This window comes from Kitasatospora sp. YST-16, assembly GCF_026802215.1.
Classification (GTDB): Bacteria; Actinomycetota; Actinomycetes; order Streptomycetales; family Streptomycetaceae; genus Kitasatospora; species Kitasatospora cineracea.
This window is the reverse complement of the sequence record NZ_CP113837.1, coordinates 6220834-6238836: the sequence shown is the minus strand read 5'-3', so window position 1 is coordinate 6238836 and position 18003 is coordinate 6220834. Positions and strand designations below refer to the sequence as shown.

General features: G+C 74.7%; 15 protein-coding genes and 1 pseudogene. 7 read left to right on the top strand and 9 right to left on the bottom strand.

Annotated elements, in window-relative coordinates; all coding sequences use genetic code 11:
• Positions 1 to 58: 58 nt before the first annotated feature.
• Positions 59 to 535 carry a LysE family translocator gene (locus tag OU787_RS28115; protein WP_442788573.1) on the bottom strand — a complete coding sequence of 159 codons (477 nt, stop codon included), beginning with the start codon at positions 533 to 535 and terminating at the stop codon, positions 59 to 61.
• 277 nt (positions 536 to 812) lie between these two features.
• On the opposite strand from OU787_RS28115, the gene OU787_RS28110 reads away from it, so the two are divergent.
• Positions 813 to 1268: an Lrp/AsnC family transcriptional regulator gene (locus OU787_RS28110; protein WP_030462510.1), complete on the top strand. Its 456-nt coding sequence runs from the start codon at positions 813 to 815 to the stop codon at positions 1266 to 1268.
• 89 nt (positions 1269 to 1357) lie between these two features.
• Here the strand turns inward: OU787_RS28110 and OU787_RS28105 are convergent, their stop codons facing one another.
• Positions 1358 to 1696 (bottom strand): antibiotic biosynthesis monooxygenase family protein, encoded by a 339-nt coding sequence (locus OU787_RS28105; RefSeq protein WP_051817396.1) that lies wholly within the window; start codon positions 1694 to 1696, stop codon positions 1358 to 1360.
• 168 nt (positions 1697 to 1864) lie between these two features.
• Here OU787_RS28105 and OU787_RS28100 point away from each other — a divergent pair, with 168 nt between their 5' ends.
• The gene (locus OU787_RS28100; RefSeq protein ID WP_030462512.1) at positions 1865 to 2122 is read left to right on the top strand and encodes a hypothetical protein; all 258 of its coding nucleotides are present in this window, start codon (positions 1865 to 1867) and stop codon (positions 2120 to 2122) included.
• 55 nt (positions 2123 to 2177) lie between these two features.
• Here the strand turns inward: OU787_RS28100 and OU787_RS28095 are convergent, their stop codons facing one another.
• The 4 genes and pseudogenes from OU787_RS28095 to OU787_RS28080 form a co-directional block, all read right to left on the bottom strand.
• On the bottom strand, positions 2178 to 4553 hold the full coding sequence (locus OU787_RS28095) for an ATP-binding protein (protein WP_268661016.1): 2376 nt from the start codon (positions 4551 to 4553) through the stop codon (positions 2178 to 2180).
• A gap of 90 nt (positions 4554 to 4643) precedes the next feature.
• Positions 4644 to 5789, bottom strand: coding sequence for a cytochrome P450 (locus OU787_RS28090; RefSeq protein WP_268661015.1), 1146 nt, complete (start codon positions 5787 to 5789; stop codon positions 4644 to 4646).
• A 75-nt stretch (positions 5790 to 5864) separates the two neighbouring features.
• A complete protein-coding gene (locus tag OU787_RS28085; RefSeq protein WP_268661014.1) occupies positions 5865 to 6830 on the bottom strand; it encodes an EI24 domain-containing protein in 966 nt (321 codons plus the stop codon).
• Between the two features lie 118 nt (positions 6831 to 6948).
• Positions 6949 to 8223 (bottom strand): annotated as a pseudogene (locus OU787_RS28080) (MFS transporter); the annotation flags it as partial.
• Positions 8224 to 8301: 78 nt separating this feature from the next.
• Here OU787_RS28080 and OU787_RS28075 point away from each other — a divergent pair.
• Together OU787_RS28075 and OU787_RS28070 are read left to right on the top strand one after the other, a co-directional pair.
• Complete coding sequence (locus tag OU787_RS28075; RefSeq protein WP_030462517.1) at positions 8302 to 9063, top strand: DeoR/GlpR family DNA-binding transcription regulator; 762 nt, start codon at positions 8302 to 8304, stop codon at positions 9061 to 9063.
• A 94-nt stretch (positions 9064 to 9157) separates the two neighbouring features.
• Positions 9158 to 9619, top strand: coding sequence for a nucleoside deaminase (locus tag OU787_RS28070; RefSeq protein WP_035956603.1), 462 nt, complete (start codon positions 9158 to 9160; stop codon positions 9617 to 9619).
• An 81-nt stretch (positions 9620 to 9700) separates the two neighbouring features.
• Here the strand turns inward: OU787_RS28070 and OU787_RS28065 are convergent, their stop codons facing one another.
• Positions 9701 to 11545, bottom strand: coding sequence for a hypothetical protein (locus OU787_RS28065; protein ID WP_268661013.1), 1845 nt, complete (start codon positions 11543 to 11545; stop codon positions 9701 to 9703).
• Positions 11546 to 11798: 253 nt separating this feature from the next.
• Positions 11799 to 13310: a lipase maturation factor family protein gene (locus OU787_RS28060; protein ID WP_268661012.1), complete on the bottom strand. Its 1512-nt coding sequence runs from the start codon at positions 13308 to 13310 to the stop codon at positions 11799 to 11801.
• Positions 13311 to 13556: 246 nt separating this feature from the next.
• Between OU787_RS28060 and OU787_RS28055 the strand changes: the two genes are divergently transcribed.
• Positions 13557 to 14552 carry an EamA family transporter gene (locus OU787_RS28055; RefSeq protein WP_268661011.1) on the top strand — a complete coding sequence of 332 codons (996 nt, stop codon included), beginning with the start codon at positions 13557 to 13559 and terminating at the stop codon, positions 14550 to 14552.
• Positions 14553 to 14713: 161 nt separating this feature from the next.
• Complete coding sequence (locus OU787_RS28050) at positions 14714 to 15808, top strand: sugar ABC transporter substrate-binding protein (RefSeq protein WP_030462522.1); 1095 nt, start codon at positions 14714 to 14716, stop codon at positions 15806 to 15808.
• Here the strand turns inward: OU787_RS28050 and OU787_RS28045 are convergent.
• Positions 15802 to 17289: an MFS transporter gene (locus OU787_RS28045; protein ID WP_081967167.1), complete on the bottom strand. Its 1488-nt coding sequence runs from the start codon at positions 17287 to 17289 to the stop codon at positions 15802 to 15804. The two genes, OU787_RS28050 and OU787_RS28045, sit on opposite strands and share 7 nt — an antisense overlap.
• Positions 17290 to 17432: 143 nt before the next feature.
• On the opposite strand from OU787_RS28045, the gene OU787_RS28040 reads away from it, so the two are divergent.
• Positions 17433 to 17996, top strand: a complete 564-nt coding sequence (locus OU787_RS28040; protein ID WP_051817399.1) for a hypothetical protein — start codon at positions 17433 to 17435, stop codon at positions 17994 to 17996.
• Positions 17997 to 18003 lie beyond the last annotated feature (7 nt).

Here is an 18003-nt window from a genome sequence, read left to right as displayed (position 1 = left end):
GGTCCGCTCCCGGCGGACAGTCAGAACGTACACCTGGCACGGCAGTTGGGACATGCGTTCACGCCGTCGCCGTCACCCCCGCGACCGCCAGCAGCAGGACCGCCGAGACCGCCGAGAGGCGGCGGGCCGCGGCCGGGGTGGCGCCGAAGCGGTGGCCGAGGCGGGCCGCGCCCAGGGCCACCGCCGAGTAGACGGCCGCGCAGCACAGCACGTTGACCGCGCCGAGGGCCGCGACCTGGCCGCCGACCGGGAGGGGGCCGTCCGGGGTGACGAACTGCGGGACCAGCGACAGGTAGAGCAGCAGGCCCTTCGGGTTGAGCAGCGCGGTCAGCAGGGACTGCCGCAGCACCGTCCGCGCGGGCTGCGGCCGGGCCGCGGCCAGGGCCCGGGCGCCGTCGCCGCGGCGCAGGGCCAGCAGCATGCCCGCGGCGAGCAGCACCAGGTAGCCGGCGCCCGCCAGCCGCAGGACGGGCAGCAGGGCGGGGACGGCCCGCAGCGCGGCGGCCAGTCCGGCGGCGGAGAGCAGGGTGTGCACGGCGTAGCCCGCGCAGACGCCGGTGACGGCGGTGAGCGCGGCGCGCCGCCCTGGCCGAGGCCGCGGGCGGCGATGTACAGCCAGTCGGGGCCGGGCGTGCAGACCAGCAGCACGTCGACGCCGAGGAAGAGCAGCAGGGCGTGCGGGTCCATGGGCACCTTCGGGACGGCCCCGGGAAGGGGCGGAAATCTCAACCCCTGGACGCTAGCCGTCCACCGTTGGCAGCCGATGTCCCGTTTTCGCTGGTCAACGCCCCGCTCTGGCAGAATGTTGCGCCATGGACCGCCTTGACCGCAGAATCCTCCACGAGCTCCAGCAGGACGGCCGGATCAGCAACGCCGACCTGGCCGACCGGGTCGGCCTGACGCCGTCCCCGTGCCTGCGCCGGGTCCGGCACCTGGAGCAGCAGGGCGTGATCCGCGGCTACCGCGCCCGGCTCGACCCGGCCGCCGTCGGCCGCGGCTTCCAGCCCTTCGTCACGGTGGTGATGCGCCACGAGGACCGGGCCACCGTCGCCGAGTTCGAGCGCCGGGTGGCCGAACTGCCGGAGGTGGTCGAGGCGCACCGCCTGTTCGGCGACCCGGACTACCTGCTGCGGGTCGCGGTGGCCGACCTCGCCGCGTACGAGCGCTTCGTCACCGACGTGCTCTCCGGCCTGCCGGGCATCGCGCAGGTGCACTCGCACCTGACGATGAAGCAGGTGAAGGCCGACACCGGCATCCCCGTCGGCTGAGCCCCTGCCGCCCCCGTCGGCTGAGCCTCTGCCGTCCCCGTCGGCTGAGCCCCTGCCGTCCCCATCGGCTGAGCCCGACCGGCGCCCGTTCAGACCGCGGCCGCGGGCTCCCCGGGGACGTGCTCGATCCGGCGCAGCGAGTGGAAGTGCACCACCGTCGGCGGGTGCTCCAGTTCGTTCAGCTCGCCCTCCGACCAGACCGGCCGGAACCGCCACATCGGGCCCGCGTACGCCCGCAGGGCCTCCTCGTCCCGCCAGCGGGTGATCATCTGGACCCGGTGGTCCCCGTCGGCGCAGGCCCGGAGCAGTTCGCCGCCGAGGAAGCCGTCCCACCGGCCGAGGCCGGGCAGCACGGTCGAGGCGAGCCTGGCGCAGAAGTCCTCGGCCCGGTCCGGGGCGACCTGCGCCTCCCAGATTCGGATGATCATCTCGGCCTCCTCGGCTGAACACCGGACCCTGCTGCCCATTATCGGACGACCCCTCTCCTTTTCCTCCCGCTTCCTCCGCCTTTCTCCGTTCGGACCGCCGCCGATTGCCGCCCGCCCCTCCCGGGCCAAGACTCGGCGGTGAACCCGTTCGACGAGAGGAGCCCCGACATGGCGGTCTGCGTGGTGTGCCAGAACGACTACTGGCTGTCCTTCGAGATCAAGACGATCACCGGCGACACCTACGTCTTCGACAGCTTCGAGTGCGCGATGGAGAAGCTCGCCCCGCGCTGCGAGCAGTGCACCGTCCGCATCGTCGGCCACGGCGTCGAGGTCGCCGGCCGCTTCTTCTGCTGCGCCCACTGCGCCCGCGCCAACAGCGTCCTGGGCGCGGAGGTCCGCGACGCGGTGGGCAGCCACCCGTCCTGACCCCGGCACCGACGAGGGGCGGCCACCGCAGCGTGCGGCGGCCGCCCCTCGTCCGTCACCGGCCTTCGCCGAGCAGCGCGTCGACCGCCGCCTCCGCAGTACCGGCGATCCGGAAGGCCGCGGCGGCGGCCGCGGTGTCCTCCCGGGCGCCGACCGCGTCGCCGAGCGCCTGCCGGGCCCCGGCCCGGCGGCCGAGGCACCGGCCCCGCCGGTCGTGGTCGCCGAGGACCAGGCAGCGGTCGGCCGCCCCGGTCCAGTGCTCGGCGGCAGCCGCGTACCGCCCCGAGCCGTGGAGCAGGATGCCCGCGTTCTCCAGGGCCGTGCACTGAAGGTCGAGGTCGCCCAGTTCGTGGCCCACCCGCAGGACGGTCTCCAGCACCTGCAGCGCCTCGTCCGGGCGGCCCGCCTTGACCAGCGCCGTGCTCCGGTGGAGGCGCACCTGGGCCGCCATGTAGGTGTCCCCGAGTTCGTCCATGCTCTCGACGGCCTCGGCGAGCCGATCGACGACCTCCTGCGGGTCGTCCTCATCGGCCAGCCCCCGGAGCAGGGTGAGGTTGGCGCCGACCCGGACGGCCAGGTAGTGGTCCAGGGAGTCGTGCGCGGCCCGCAGCGCCGACTCGAAGGCTTCTGCGGCCTCGGCCCGCAGGTGCTGGTCGCGCAGCACCATGCCGAGGTTGTTGAGCGTGATCGCTTCGCCGTGTCGGTCGCGGATGGCCCGGCAGACGACGAGGTCGGCCCGGTACGCCTCGGCCGCCTCGGGCAGCCGCCGCAGCTGGTGCAGGGCCCGCCCGAGGTTGGTGTACGCCATGCCGCGTTCCCGCAGGCTCCCGTCCGGCGGGTACATCGCCAGTGCTTCGTGCAGCACTTGCACGGCTTCGGCGCACCGGCCCATCTGCTGGTACGTCAGCCCGAGGTTGGTCAGGACCGCGGCCTCCAGTTGGGCCTCACCGCGTTCGGCGCACAGTTTCCGGGCCCGTCGGTAGGACGCCTCGGACTCCGCGAAGCGGCGCAATTCGCGCTGGGCCGTGCCGAGGTTGTTGAGGATCTCGGGCTCGGCCAGCCTGATCAGCGGGTCGCGCGCGGTGCTGGCGGTGTCGAGGGCCTTCCGGGCGATGGCCTCGAAGTCCTCCAGGTGCCGCCGCAGGCTCTGGTGGTCGATCAGCAGCGCGTGCAGCACCACGGTGATGTCGGGGCGCCCGAGTTCGGGCGCGGTCAGGGCGGCGGCCCGGAGGTTGGGGTACTCGGCGTCCAGCCATGCCAGCGCGGCGGCCCGGCCCGGGAAGCGCCGACCGGGTGCTTCGCCGGGCTGGAGCTGTTGGTCGGCGGCGGCCGCGAGGTCGCGGTAGAGCATCAGCATCCGCCCGGTGGCGGCGGTCCGGGCCGCCGGGGTGTCCTTCTCCCGACAGAGTTCCTCGGCGTACAAGCGCATCAGGTCGTGCATCCGCCAGCGGTCGTGCACGGCGGCGGGCTGGACCAGGTGGGCGCGGGCCAGGGCGTGGGTGAGCGGCTCAGCGTCATCGGGCGGCAGGTCGGCGAGGTGGGCGGCGGTCTCGGTGGACAGGTCGGGACCGGGGTTGAGCGACATCAGCCGGAACAGACGGGCCTGGTCGGGCGGCAGGTGGCGGTAGGAGAGCTGGAAGGCTGCGCGGACGGCGAGGTCCTCGCGGGCGAGCCGGGCCAGGCGGCGCCGGGTGTCGCGCAGTGACTGCGCCATCGCGGACATCGGGCGGGCCGGGAGGTCGCCGAGCAGGGCGGTGACCACGGCGAGGGCGAGCGGGAGGCCGCCGCAGAGTTCGGCGGTCTCCCGAGCGGCGTCGGGCTGGTCGGCGACCCTCCGGTCGCCGGGGTGCAGCCGGTCCAGCCCTCGGGCGAGGAGCGTCACGCCGTCGTCGGCCGCCAGCACCGGCAGGTCGAGCACGGGCAGTTGGAGGTCGCTGAGGGTGTGCCGGGAGGTGACCAGCAGCGGGATGCCCGGCACGTTGGGCCGCAGCGGGTCGACCTGGGCGCGGGAGCCGGCGTTGTCGAGCAGCACCAGCAGCGGCTGCTCGCGCGCGTATGTGCCGAGCACGGTGCGGTAGAGCGCGGTCCGCTCCGCGGTCTCGGCGGGCACCTGCCCGTCCGGGACGCCGAGGGCCCGCAGTAGCGAGCCGAGAGCGCGGTGCGGGTCGACCCGGCGGTCCTCGTCGTAGCCGAACAGGTCGAGGAACAGCACCCCGCCCGGATAGCGGCCGGGCAGTGCCAGGGCTCGGTGGACGGCGTGTACGGCGAGTTCGGTCTTGCCCGCGCCCGGTAGGCCGGTGATCAGCCGGCCGGCCGGGTCGGGTCCTTCCAACTGCTCTACCAGTTCGGCGAGTTCGGCGTCCCGGCCGACCAGCACCGGGGACCGGGCAGGCAGGCCCCCGAGGGCCCGCAACTGCGGTGCGGGCGGCAAGAAAATGGCCTGCTCCGCCTGAACGGCCGGCCCGAAGAACGTCCCGCCGTTGATGCTGTTCCGGTTTCCCACGGTCCCCCCGGTGGTGCGTCAGAAGGTGAACCTTAGCCCGGCCGGGGACGGGGCGGTGGTGGCGCGGATCTCCGGGAGGCGGGTGAGCAGTTCGCGCAGCAGGATCCGCAGGTGCCGGCGGGCCAGGTGGGCGCCGAGGCAGAAGTGCGGGCCGCCGCCGCCGAAGCCGAGGTGGGGGTTGGGCGAGCGGGTGATGTCGAAGGTGTCGGGGGCGGCGAAGACCGTCCCGTCGCGGTTGGCGGAGCCGTGGCAGAGCAGCACCCGGTCGCCCGCGGCGAGCCGGATGCCGGACAGCCGGTGGTCGACGGCGACGGTGCGGTGGGAGCGGGCGAACGGGGCGGCGCAGCGGGCGATCTCCTCCACCGCGCCGCCCAGGTGCGCGTCCGGGTCGGCGAGCAGGAGGGCGCGCTGGGCGGGGTTGGCGGTGAGCAGGTGCAGGCCGTGGGTGAGCGCGTCGCGGGTGGTCCGGGCGCCGTGGGTCAGCAGCAGGGAGCAGAAGGCGGCCAGTTCGCGGGTGCCGGGGCCGCGGCCGTCCGGGGCGGGGGCGGCCAGCGCGGAGAGCAGGTCGCCGGTCGGCCGGCGGCGGCGTTCGCGGACGGCGGCGGAGACCGCCAGCCGGAGGGCCAGCCGGGCCCGCGGGCCGTCGCCCCCGGTGGGCGCCGCGGTCCGGTGCAGGCGTTCGGGCGGCAGGCCGAGCAGGGCGCAGAGCGCCCGGTGCGGGAACTCGGCAGCGACGGCGGCCACGAAGTCGGTCGGGCGCTCCCGTTCGACCCGGTCGACCAGTTCGGCGGCGAGGGCCCGGAGGTCCCGCTCGGCGTCGGCGGCGGGCCGGGGCGGGAACGCCCGGCCGACCGCCCGGCGCAGTTCGGCGTGCCGGGGGCCGTCCAGGTCGAGCAGCGAGTCGCCGAACAGCGCCCGTGCCACCCACCGGGACGGCCCCGGCCCCGACAGGTACACCTCCGGCGCCCGGCCAGCCGCCGCCACGTCGGCGTGCCGGACCAGCGCCCAGCAGCGCCGCCCCGTCGCCCGGTCGGTGAACCCGACCGGGCCGGGGCGCTCGCGCAGGCGGGCGAACGCCACCGCCCGCGCCTCCTCGGGGAGCCGCCAGAACGCGGGGTCGCCGAGATCGATGCCGCGCGGGGCGGCGTCCACGGATACGGCCATGGGGACGTTATCGCGCAGGCCATGACGCTACGTCAAATCGCCGTCACCGTAGGCGACCGCCCCGGGCACCGGACGTCACACCTGCGGGTCGGTGGCGTACGGGTTCCGGCCGTGGGGCTGCTGGCCGTACGGGTTCTGGCCGTACGGGTTCTGTCCGTACGGCTGCTGGCCGTAGGGGTGCTGCCCGTACGGCGACTGTCCGTGCGGCGGCTGGCCGTACGGCGGCTGGCCGTACGGCGGCCGGTCGTCGCGTTCCGGCTCCGGGTCGTCGTCCGTCGGCTCCGGGTCCGGCGCGTCCTCGGGCTCGTACGGGGCGAGTTCGCGGGCCAGCAGGGTCGCGCCGGCCACCGCGCCGGGCATCGCCAGCACCGTCACCACCGGGACCAGGAACAGCAGGGCCAGACCGGCGCCGAAGCCGAGCGTCATCGGCAGCCGGGAGCGCAGCAGCCGCAGCCGCTGCTTCTGGGTCAGGCCGCGCTTCTGCAGCGGCGTGCCGGTCAGTTCGACGGCCAGGTAGAAGCCGGAGACGCAGAGCGCCACCACCGGGACGACGGTCTGTCCGAGCACCGGGACGAACCCGCACAGGAACAGCACGATCCCGAACGCGGCCGCCCGCAGCAGCACCGCGAGGCTGTCCCGGGCGGCGGTCCACAGCTGCCGCCAGAGCGGGACGTCCGGTTCCGGCGGGCCGCCGCCCTCGGTCTCCTCGACCTTCGCCGACAGCGACTCGTAGAACGGTTCGCCGATCAGCAGCGCCACCGCCGTGAAGGTCAGCATCGCCAGCAGTCCGCCCGCGCCGACCGCCACCACGGCGAGGACCGTGCGCACGACGTCGCGCCACAGTTCGCTCCAGCCGTCCGCGAACGGCGTCGCCCAGGCGGCCAGGTCGCCCGCGTAGACGATCAGCACCGCCAGCGCGGCCACGTAGCCGACCAGGGCGATCAGCGCCGGGATCATCCCGAAGCCCCACCAGCGGCCGTGCCGCGCCACCCATCGCTGCCCGTTGAACAGGAACCGCAGTCCCGCCCCGAAATCTCGCATTCCCGAACCTTAAAGGAACCGTCAAACCGGCCGGGCGCCCACCCGTCGCCGCCCCGTCGGCCGTTCCGGCCCGTGCGGCCCCGGCCCGGGCCGCACGGGCGGTCTCAGGGGTGCCGCCGCCCGCCGGGGCGGGGACCCGGTCGGTGGTGGCGGCGGCGGGCCGGGCGGCGCCGCGCAGGATCCCGGCGGACGCGGCGGCGGTGGCGCACAGCAGGGTGAGCAGCAGGAAGGCGTGGTTCAGGGCGGTCAGGTGGGTGAGCCAGCCGATGACGGCGGGGCCGGCCAGCATGCCGAGGTAGCCGAGCCCGGCGACCCGGGAGACGTTGGCGCCCGCGGCGGCGGGGTCGGCGTGCCCGGCGGCGCTGAACAGCTGCGGGACGCACCCGGACAGGCCGAGGCCGAACAGCGCCCAGCCGAGGAACGCCGCCCACACCCAGGGCGTCAGCGCGGCGACGGTGATGCCGAGCGCGGCCGTCGCCGCCCCGTACCGCAGCACGGCGGTCGCCCCGTGGCGGGCCGCGAACCGGTCGGCGAGCAGGCGGCCGGCGGTCATCGCGGCCGCGTAGGTGCCGTAGGCGAACGCGGCGGTGCTCGCGGGCGCGCCGAGCACGTCCTTGAGGTGCAGGGCACTCCAGTCGTTGGCGGCCCCCTCGCTGAGCATCACCATCAGCGCCAGCACGGCGAGCACCCGGATCCGGCGGCGGGCGCCGTGGTCGGCGGGGGCGGCGCTGCTGGTAGGGGCTGCGCTGTCGGCGGGGGCCCCGCTGTCGGCGGCCGCGGGGGCTCCGGCCGGCGTCCCGTCGGGCGCGTCGGCGGGCGCCGCGGTGCCGGGCAGCAGGCTGCGGGCGGTCAGCAGGGCGGCGGCGAGGCCGGCCGCGCCGAGCAGGGCGAGGGTGGCGGCCGGGCCCAGGCCGGTGGCGGCGGCCGCGGCGGCGGCGCCGGCGGCGATCACCCCGCCGACCGAGAAGGTGGCGTGGAAGCCGGACATCACGGGGCGCCCGTACGCCTGCTCCACGTGCACGGCGTGGGCGTTCATGCTGACGTCCAGGCAGCCGTTGGCGAAGCCGAAGACCAGCAGCGCGCCGGCCAGCGTCCACGGGTTCGAGGCCAGGCCGGGCAGCACCAGCGACGCGGCGCACAGCGCACCGGAGGCCGGGACGACGGTGCGCGCGCCGAGACGGTCGGTCAGGCTCCCGGCCGCCCGCATGCCCGCGAAGGCGCCCAGGCCCAGCAGCACCAGCAGGCCGCCGAGCGCGGCGTGGCCGATGCCGACCCGGGACTCGACCGCGGGGATGTGCACCACCCAGGCGCCCATCAGGGTGCCGCACAGGACGAAGTAGACGTAGGTCGCCACGCGGGCGGCTCGGAGCCGGTGTTCCATGCCGACGACCATAACGAACATCTGATCTGTTCGAAAGTGGGCTCAACGAACAGATTGCCTGTGCGTTGCGGGGTGCGGTTCAATCTCGGTATGAACAACTCGGAGCGGCACGCCCTGATCGCCCAGACCGTCCGGGACGCGGGCAGCGCCACCGTCCCGGAGCTCGCCGCCCTCACCGGCGCCTCCGAGATGACCGTCCGCCGCGACCTGGACGCCCTCTCCGCCCAAGGCGTGCTGGAACGCTTCCGCGGCGGCGCCCGCACCCTGCTGCTGCGCGGCGAGGAACCCCCGTTCGCGCTGCGCGCCCGCGAGGCCGTCGACGCCAAACGCCGGATCGCCGCCGCGATCTCCGCGCTGATCGCCGACGGCGAGACCGTCGTCCTCGACAGCGGCACCACCTGCCTGGAACTCGCCCGCCTGCTGCGCGAACGCCCCGTCACCGTGATGCCGCTCTCGCTGCCCGCCATCCACGTCCTCGGCGACGCCCCCGGCCCGGCCACCCTGATCGTCCCCGGCGGACAGCCCCGCGCCGCCGAGGGCGCCCTCACCGGCCCGCTCACCCTCGCCTCGCTCTCCGCCCTGCGCTTCGACACCGCCGTCGTCGGCTGCTGCGCGCTCAGCGCCGCCGACGGCCTGACCGCCTACGACCTCGACGACGCCACCGTCAAGAAGGCCGCCACCGCCGCCGCCCGCCGCACCGTCGCCGCCGCCGACGGCGGCAAACTCGGCCGCACCGCCTTCGCCCGCGCCGTCCCCACCGACCGCATCCACACCCTCGTCACCGACCCCACCGCCCCCGCCGCCGAGATCACCGCCCTCGAGGACGCCGGCGTCACCGTCACCCTCGCCTGACCCGGCGCCCCGCCCGGCGTGCCGCGACCCCCCGGCGCGGGTACCCGGAGAGGGTGGACGGCACGGACCCGCGACAGGACGACGGAGGTGGCCGGTGAACGGTCGGGTGACGGCGGAACAGGCCCGGGCATGGCTGGACGTCGCGGTGGCCGAGGCGGAAGCCGGACTCGCGGAGGGCGGCATCCCGATCGGGGCCGCCCTGTTCCGGCGCGACGGGCGGCTCCTCGGCCGCGGACACAACCGCCGCGTGCAGGACGGCGACCCCTCCCTGCACGCCGAGACCGCCGCGTTCCGCGCCGCCGGCCGGCTGCGCGGCTACCGCGACACGGTGATGGTCACCACCCTCTCCCCCTGCTGGTACTGCTCGGGCCTGGTCCGCCAGTTCGGCATCGGCCACGTGGTGATCGGCGAATCCACCACCTTCACCGGCGGCCACGACTGGCTCGCCGCCCACGGCACCGGCATCACCCTGCTCGACGACCCGCACTGCGTCCGCCTGATGGCCGACTTCACCGCCGCCCGCCCCGACCTCTGGTCCGAGGACATCGGCGAATGACCCCGCCCCCACCGGAACGGCACCGCCCGCCGCCGCGCCCCGGGCGCAACGACGGGCGGACGCCCCACTCCTGACGAACCGTCAGCCGCGCACGGAAGCCACCGCGGCCCCCAGCGCCTCCTTGATCCGCGGCCCGAGCCGGGCGAACCCCAGCTCCTTCATCGCCGCCCGCAGCAACTCGTCGTCACTGCGCTTCTCCCCGTCCGAGTCCAGCCAGCCCACCAACGCGACCAGCTCCTCCGCGGAGTACCCGGTGATCGGCTTCCCCGGCACCAACTCGGGCTTCGCCCACCCCGCCGCCACCGAAACCGGCGCCGGCTCCTCCAGCACCACCTCCGACACGACCACGGGCTCAACGGCAACCGGCTCAGGCTCCGGCTCCGGCTCCGGCTCAACGGCAACCGGCTCGGGCTCGGGCTCGGGCTCGGGCTCGGGCTCAACGACCTCGACGGCTTCCGGCTCGGGTTCAGTCACCGGCTCGACAACAGCCTCGGGCTCCGGCGCCTCGGCAACGGCCTCAGGCTCGGCCTCGACCTCAACGGCCTCCGGCTCCTCGACGGCAGCCTCAACCTCGGGCTCAGCAGCTTCAGCGACCTCAACGGCCTCCGGCTCAGCCACCGGCTCCTCAGCAACCTCGGCAACCTCCGGCTCGACGGCCTCCGGCTCCTCGGCGGCAACCTCGGCCTCCGGCTCCGGCTCAGCCACCGGCTCCTCGGCCACAACCTCGACCTCGGGCTCGGCCTCGACCTCGACGGCCTCCGGCTCCTCAACGGCAGCCTCGACCTCGGGCGCAGTCTCCTCCGCCTCGGGCTCGACAGCCTCGGTCTCCTCGACCACCGGCTCCTCGACGGCGACCTCAGCCTCGGCCTCGACCTCAGCCTCGGCCTCCTCGACCACCGGCTCGATCTCGGTCTCGGTCTCCACCGCAACAACCTCGGCCTCGGCCTCGACGGCCTCCGGCTCCTCCGCGGCGACCTCGTCCTCCGCCGCCGGTCGCGGTCCCCCCGCCAGCGCGGTCTTCGCGGCGACGTGCCGGTCGTACGCCGCCAGCGCAGCGTCCTTGTCGGCTTGGCGCTCGTGCAGCTCCGCCAGCAGTTCCGTCAGTCCCTGCTCGGCGAGTTCGAGGCGGAGCTGGCGGAGGGCGGAGAGGCGGTAGAGGGTGCCCTCGTCGGCGGCGAGGCGGTCGACGAGGTCGGCGAGTTCGGTGAGCGGCAGGGAGTCGAGGGCGCGCTCGGGGAGGAGGCGGGCCAGCGAGCGGACGGCGTCGGCCAGGGATTCGACGACGCCGGCGGTCTCGGTGAGCAGGGCTCCGTCGACGGGCACCGAGGGGCGGGAGGACGCGCCGGAGAGGGCGGTCCAGTCGCGGTGGGCGGCCGCGGCGGCGACCAGCGCGGTGTGCAGGTCGGCGCGGCCGGGGCGGGTGCCGGCGGTGGCGAGGGCCCGGGCCTGGGCGCGGAGCTGGCGGCGGCGGTTCCAGCCGAGCTTGGCGCCGGCGTCCTTGCGGTAGGCGGAGTTGCCGGTGGCGGCGGCGAGTTCGGCGAGGTCCTGTTCGTAGGCCTCGGTGCGCAGCGCCGCGGAGGTGGCGTGGACGCGCTGGAGGAGGTCGAGCAGGGTGGTGAGGCCGCCGAGGGTGTCGGGGATGTCGAGGCCGGCCTTGGCGGCGATGGCGTTGGCGGCCTGGCCGACGGCGCGGGTGTCGCGGCTGCGGAGTTCGGCGAGGACGGTGGAGGCGGCGCGGGCGTCCTCGGGACCGGTGAGGGTCTCGGCGGCCTCCAGCCAGGGGTTGGCGTCGGCGGTGAGGGCGAATCCGCCCTGGTCGGCGAAGCGGCCGAGTTCCTCACGGGTGCTCTGGCGGGTCTCGCCGTCCGTCGCGGACGCGGTCTCGGACGCCGCGTCGTCGGCGTCGTTCAGGGTGCGCACTGTCATGTGAAGTCCGGTTCGTGGCGTTTGGCTGGCAGAGGGACTGGCGGGGCGGGTGGGGTGGGTGCGGCGGCAGTGGCGTCGCGGGAGGCCAGAATACGGGTGCGCGTTCGAGCCGCGCACGCACCGGCCCTCCGTGAAATGCCGGGCCGCGGCGGACCGGTGGCGGCGGGCGCGGGGCCCGTCCGCGTGGTCCGTACGGTAGGGAGCGGCACCGACAGTACGCCCCGGCGGGGTGGGGGGCGGGAGTTGGGTGGGGTCATCGGTCCTCTCCTGGGTGCCGGGCGGGGTCCCGGGTGGGGGGCCGGCCGGCGGGCCGGGCGGTGGGGTCGGGGGGTGCGTGGCGGCGCAGGGCGGCGAGTCCGACGGGGGGCTGGTGGTCGCGGACATGCTCGCGGTGCCACCAGGCGCCGGTGGCGCGCAGTTCGGGGCCGTCGGTGAAGCGGTAGCGGTACAGGCGGGCCCGGACCAGGGCGGGCGGGGTGTCGGGGAAGGGGTTGCGGCGCAGCAGGCGCAGGGTGTCGGGGTCGTTGACGAGCAGGCGGGCGAGCAGCGGGAGGAACCAGGGGCGGCCGTAGGAGGGGGAGATCGCGGCGAACCACATCAGCCAGTCGAGGCGCAGGTGGTAGGGCGCGAACTGCCGTGGCAGGCGGCGCAGTTCGCCGGGCTTGCCGGGGAATTCGTACTCCTGCCAGCCGTCGGTGCCGTGAACGTCGCGGGTGCCTTCGAGGACGATCTCGTACCGGGTCCGGTTGACGGAGCCGAACGCGCCGTAGCTGTTGACCAGGTGGAGGCGGTCCCAGGAGCGGTTCATCTGCTGGCGCGGGGAGACCAGGTTGCGGGCGGGCTGCCAGGAGCGGGCCAGCACCAGCAGGGTGTAGGCGGCCACCAGCACCTGGTACCAGACGGGTTGGCCGGGGTAGTCGGGGTCGGGGCCGATCGGCAGGACGCGGCGCAGCGTGCCGGTGTCGAGGACGGCCAGGGCGAGGGCGACGGTGAGCCAGTTCAGCCAGGCGAAGTTGCCGGAGGCGATCAGCCACAGCTGGGTGGCGATCATCAGCAGGGCGGCGTCGGAGGCGATCGGCTGCGGGAGGAACAGGCCGAAGGGGACGGCGAGTTGGACCACGTGGTTGGCGGCGGCCTCGGCCTTGTGCAGCGGGCGGGGCAGGTGGTGGAAGAACCAGCTGAGCGGGCCGGGCATGGGCTGGGTCTCGTGGTGGTGGTAGAGGCAGGTGAGCTTGCGCCAGCAGGCGTCGCCGCGCCACTTGATCAGTCCGGCGCCGAACTCGACCCGGAACAGCAGCCAGCGCAGCAGCCACAGCACGAGCAGCGGCGGGGCGACCCGGTCGTTGCCGAGGAACACGGCGAGGGCGCCGGCCTCCAGCAGCAGGGACTCCCACCCGAAGGCGTACCAGGTCTGCCCGGTGTTGACGATCGACAGGTAGAGCGCCCAGAGCAGCGCCCACAGGGCCATCGCGGCGCCGAGCGGCAGCAGGTTCGCCGCCCCGGCGAGCAGGGCGGCGGACAGCAGCAGGCCGGTCCGGGCGACGGCGGCGTACAGGCGGTCGCTGTAGTGCCAGTGGAACAGGCTGGGGGCGCGGCGGAACGGGACGCGGGCCAGGAAGCGCGGGATCGGGAGCATGCCGCGGCTGCCGAGCAGGGCGCGGAACTGGCGGGCGGCGACGAGGAATCCGCAGCAGTAGACGAGGGCGAGCAGGCGCAGGAACAGCTCGCGGGCGAGCCGGTACTCGGGTGCGGCGAGCCATGCCATGCGGCCGCTCCTTCGGTCGGCTGCGCTCGGGGCCGCCCCCATGCCTACCATCCGGCGCGGCCGGGGCGGCCCGGCCGGGGGCGCGGTGGTGCGCCGGTTCATCCGGTCGGCCCTGCCCGGCGTGCGGCGGGGGGCGTTCGCGCGTAGTGACCCGTCCCCGGTCCGGAAACCCCCTGTCGGCCGCGGACGGAGTGTGGTGTCATTCCGCCGAACACACCCTGTCAGGACCAAGACCAGGAGACGCCCATGTCCGCACCCTCTCCGCAGTCCCCGGCCGACGCCGGCCCCGACTGTCCGCCCCCGCCCTCCCGCTCCGGGACCGCGGCCGGGAAGGCACCTGCGACCGGGAAGGTGCCCGCGGCCGGGCTCGGGGCGGCGGTGTGGGCGGCGCTCGGCATCGTGTACGTGGTGTGGGGGTCGACCTACTTGGCGATCCGGGTGGTGGTGGAGACCATGCCGCCGCTGCTGTCGGGCGCGCTGCGCTTCGGGGCGGCGGCGCTGCTGCTCGGCGCGGGCCTGGCGGTCCGTCAGGGGTGGCGGGCGCTGCGGGTGACGTGGCGTCAGTTCGCCTCCGCCTTCCTGGTGGGCGTGCTGCTGCTGGTCGGCGGCAACGGCCTGGTGGTGCTGGCCGAGCGGACCGTCCCGTCGGGGCTGGCGGCGCTGATGGTGGCGAGCGTGCCGCTCTGGGTGGTGCTGCTGCGCCGGGCGTTCGGGGCCCGGACCGGCCGGACCACGCTGGCGGGGGTGCTGGTCGGGCTGGTGGGCCTGGTGGTGCTGACCGCGCCGGGGCTGACCGGTGCGGTCGGGCTGTCCGGCCTGCTGCTGGTGGTGGGTGCGGCGGTGGTGTGGGCGCTGGGCTCGGTGCTGGCGGGGCGGCTGCCGATGCCGGCCGATCCGTTCGTGGCGAGCGTGTACGAAATGCTGGCGGGTGCGCTGGGCGCGCTGGCGCTGTCGTTCGCCCGGGGCGAGCCGGGCGGGTTCGATCCGGGGGCGGTGTCCGCGGGGTCGTGGGCGGGGCTGGTGTACCTGGTGCTGTTCGGCTCCATTGTCGCGTTCACGTCTTACGCGTGGCTGTTGCAGCGCGCGCCGCTTCCGTTGGTGGCGACCTATGCGTACGTCAATCCGGTGGTGGCGGTTTTCCTCGGCTGGCTCTTCCTCTCCGAGGCGCTGACCTGGCCGATCATGGTCGGTGGGGCGATCGTGGTCGGCGGGGTGTTCCTGGTCGCACGGAACGAACGATGAGAGCTCCGTGGACGAACCTCCCGGGTTGAATTCAAGAAGGTAACGAGTTGGTCGAATCGCCCCGACCAATGATTTACTTCTTGACGACACATGACGGGTGGGCTTGACTCCCCTTCACCTCGCCGTAGGGACACGGCGCTGTCAGGGAGGCACCACCCACCATGAACTCGATGACGCGTCGACTCGTCATCGGCACGGCCGCCGTGTCGATGACGCTGTCGCTCGCCGCCTGCGGGGACGACAAGTCCTCGTCCTCGGGCAACCAGTCCATCGGACTGCTGCTGCCCGAGCGCTCCTCGTCCACCCGCTACGAGGCGTTCGACAAGCCGTTGATCCAGACCTCGGTCGAGGGGCTGTGCACCAAGTGCACCCTCGACTACGCCAACGCCGACGGCGACGAGAAGGTCCAGAAGCAGCAGTTCGACGCGCTGCTCTCGCGCGGGGTCAAGGTGATCCTGCTCGACCCGGTGAACGCCGCCGTCACCGCGCCCTGGGTCGAGGAGGCCAAGAAGAAGGGCACCAAGGTCATCGCGTACGACCGGCTGGCCGCCGGCGACGTCATCGCCTACATCTCCTTCGACAACCAGCGCACCGGCGAACTCCAGGGCCAGGCCCTGCTGGACGCGATGGGCCGGGCCGGCAAGAAGCCCGCCGACTCCGAGATCCTGATGATCAACGGCGCGGAGACCGACCCCAACGCCGGCGCCTTCAAGACCGGCGCGCACCTGGCACTGGACGGCAAGGTCAAGCGGATCGCCTACGAGCAGTCCGGCGAGTGGAAGCCCGACGTCGCTGCGTCGAAGATCGACGAGGCGGTCTCCAAGCTCGGCAAGAACGGCTTCCAGGCCGTCTACTCGGCCAACGACGGCATGGCCGGCGCCATCATCGACGCGCTGCACAAGGCCGGCCGCACCGACGTGCCGGTCGGCGGGCAGGACGCCTCGCTGGACGCGATCCGCCGGATCCTCACCGGCGAGCAGGCGTACACCATCTACAAGCCGTACCAGCCGGAGGCCGAGGCCGCCGCCAACATGGCGGTCTACCTGGTCAAGGGCATCGACATCACCTCGGTGGCGGCCGCCGTCACCCAGTCCGGCGACAAGCAGATCCCCTCGATGCTGCTCACCCCGGTCGTGGTCACCAAGGACAAGATCGCCGAGACGGTCATCGACGGCGGCCTCTACAAGGCCGAGGAGATCTGCACCCCGCAGTTCGCCAAGGCCTGCAAGGACGCCGGCATCCCCGGCTCCTACTGACCGGAGCGGGCGGCGCGACGCCTTGTGCGGGGGTGCCGCCCCGCCCGCTCCACCACCGGCCGCTCCGGCCCTTCCGGCCCCGGCCGTTCGACCCCGGGCTGCTCCGTTCCGGGCTGCTCCGTTCCCGGCCGCTCCGGCGGTTCGACCCCGGGCTGCTCCGCTCCCGGCTGCTCCGCTCCCGGCTGCTCCGGCGGTTCGACCCCGGGCTGCTCCGCTCCCGGCTGCTCGGCGGTGACGGCCCGCCAGACCGGGACGGCCAGCACCACCATGCCGGCGCCGAACAGCAGGAAGGTGCCGGGCGTGCCCAGCAGCCGCTGGAGCAGCAGGCCGACGGCCGCGCCGGCCGGCATCGCGCTCATGATCGCCGCCCGGTAGGCGCCGCCCACCGCGCCGCGGATCCGCGGCGGGGTCAGCCGCTGGCGGATCGTCACGGTGAGCACGCCCCACATGCCGCCCAGGCAGCTGCCGACCGTCATCGCCGCGAACAGCGCCGGGCCGTGCAGGAACACCGGCGCGGTGAACACCAGCCCCCAGCCGAGCCGGGTCGCGCACAGCACCGGCGCACTGCCGAAGCGGCGTTCGGCCCGGTGCGCGGTGAGCGAGCCGATCGCGGTGCCGACGCCCACCGAGCTGAGCAGCACGCCGTAGCCCGCGTCGCCGAGGTGCAGCGGGCCGCCGGTCGCGTACACCACGAACAGCGCCAGGAACGAGGTGTTCGCCAGCGTGGTGAGCACCCCGGCCAGCGTGATCACCCGGATCACCCGGTTGCGCAGCAGGAACGCCGGACCGTCCCACACCCCCGACCGCCCGGCCCCGCCCTGTTCTGCCGCTGCCCGTTCTACCGCTGCCCGTTCTGCCGCTCCCCGTTCTGCCGCTGCCCGGTGCGCCCGTTCCGGGTCCGGGACGCGGCCGGTCCCGGGCGGCAGGGCGGTGAGCCGCAGCATCGAGCCCAGGTAGCCGGCGCCCGCGACCAGGAAGGTGGCGGGGGCGGCCAGCGCGGTCAGCCAGCCGGCCAGCGCGGGGGCGACGAACTGGCCGGTGACCCGGACGGTGGTGGCGAGCTGCCCGTTGGCCCGGGCCAGTTCCGCGGCGGGGACGACGGTCGGCAGGACGGTCTCGCTGCTGGTGTTGAACACCGTCTCGGCGGTGCCGACCAGGAACGCCAGGGCGAGCAGCAGCGGCAGCGACAGCGCCCCGGCCCAGGCTGCGGCCCCGATCCCGAGGATCAGCAGCGCCCGCGCCCCGTCCGCGGCCACCATCAGGCCCTTGCGCCCGGCCCGGTCGGCGAGCAGCCCGGCCGGGATGCCGAACAGCAGCCACGGCACCGTGCTGACCGCCATCACCAGCGACGAGGCGTTCACCGACCCGGTCAGGTGCGCCACCACCAGCAGCAGGCCGGTGCGCAGCACGCCGTCGCCGGTGTTGGCCAGCACGGACGCGCCGAGCAGCACCCGCAGCGGCCGGTTCCTCCGATCTCCCACGGCCGAAAGCTAGTACCCGAACCGCCGTGGCGGTGCGTCCCGCTGACGACTGGGAGGGAGATCACAGGACGGTGACCCGGTACCCGCGACGGCACGGGCTGTGATGCACTGGGCGCCTGCCGAACGATGGGGAGCGTGGCGACATGGACTTGCAGACCGACTACTTCCGGGCCGAGGACGAGGCCGCCGTGCGCAAGGTGATGGCGAGCGGGACGCGCCCGGCCGCCGAGGCGTTCGAATCGGTGCGGGCCCGGGGCATCGACCCGACCGTGGTCCTGCCGCGCCTGGTGGCCGCGCTGCGCGAGGAGAGCGACTCGGCCCAGGCCCAGGCGCAGTCCCCGGTCCAGACCCCCGACCTGGCCCCGGCCCCGACGCCGGCCCCGGCGCCGGTCAAGGACGGCCCGGACCGCTCGGTGTGGCCGACCGGCCTGGAGCCCTGGCACGAGGAGGGCCCGGGCGCCGCCGTCGACTTCGAGGACCCGTGGATGACCGGCCCCTGGGTGGTCGAGCTCCCCGACGAGACCCGCGACGCCCTGGCCGGCATCCAGCGCAAGCGCCTGCCCCGGCTCACCAGCCAGTGGGCCCGCACCGAGGAGGTGAAGAACGTCGAACGGATCGAACTCATGAAGCTGATCCACCAGTTGGGCGTCCTGGCCCGCCGCGCGAAGCAGGACGGCCAGCACCTCTACTGCGCCCTGACCGCCTGAACCGCCC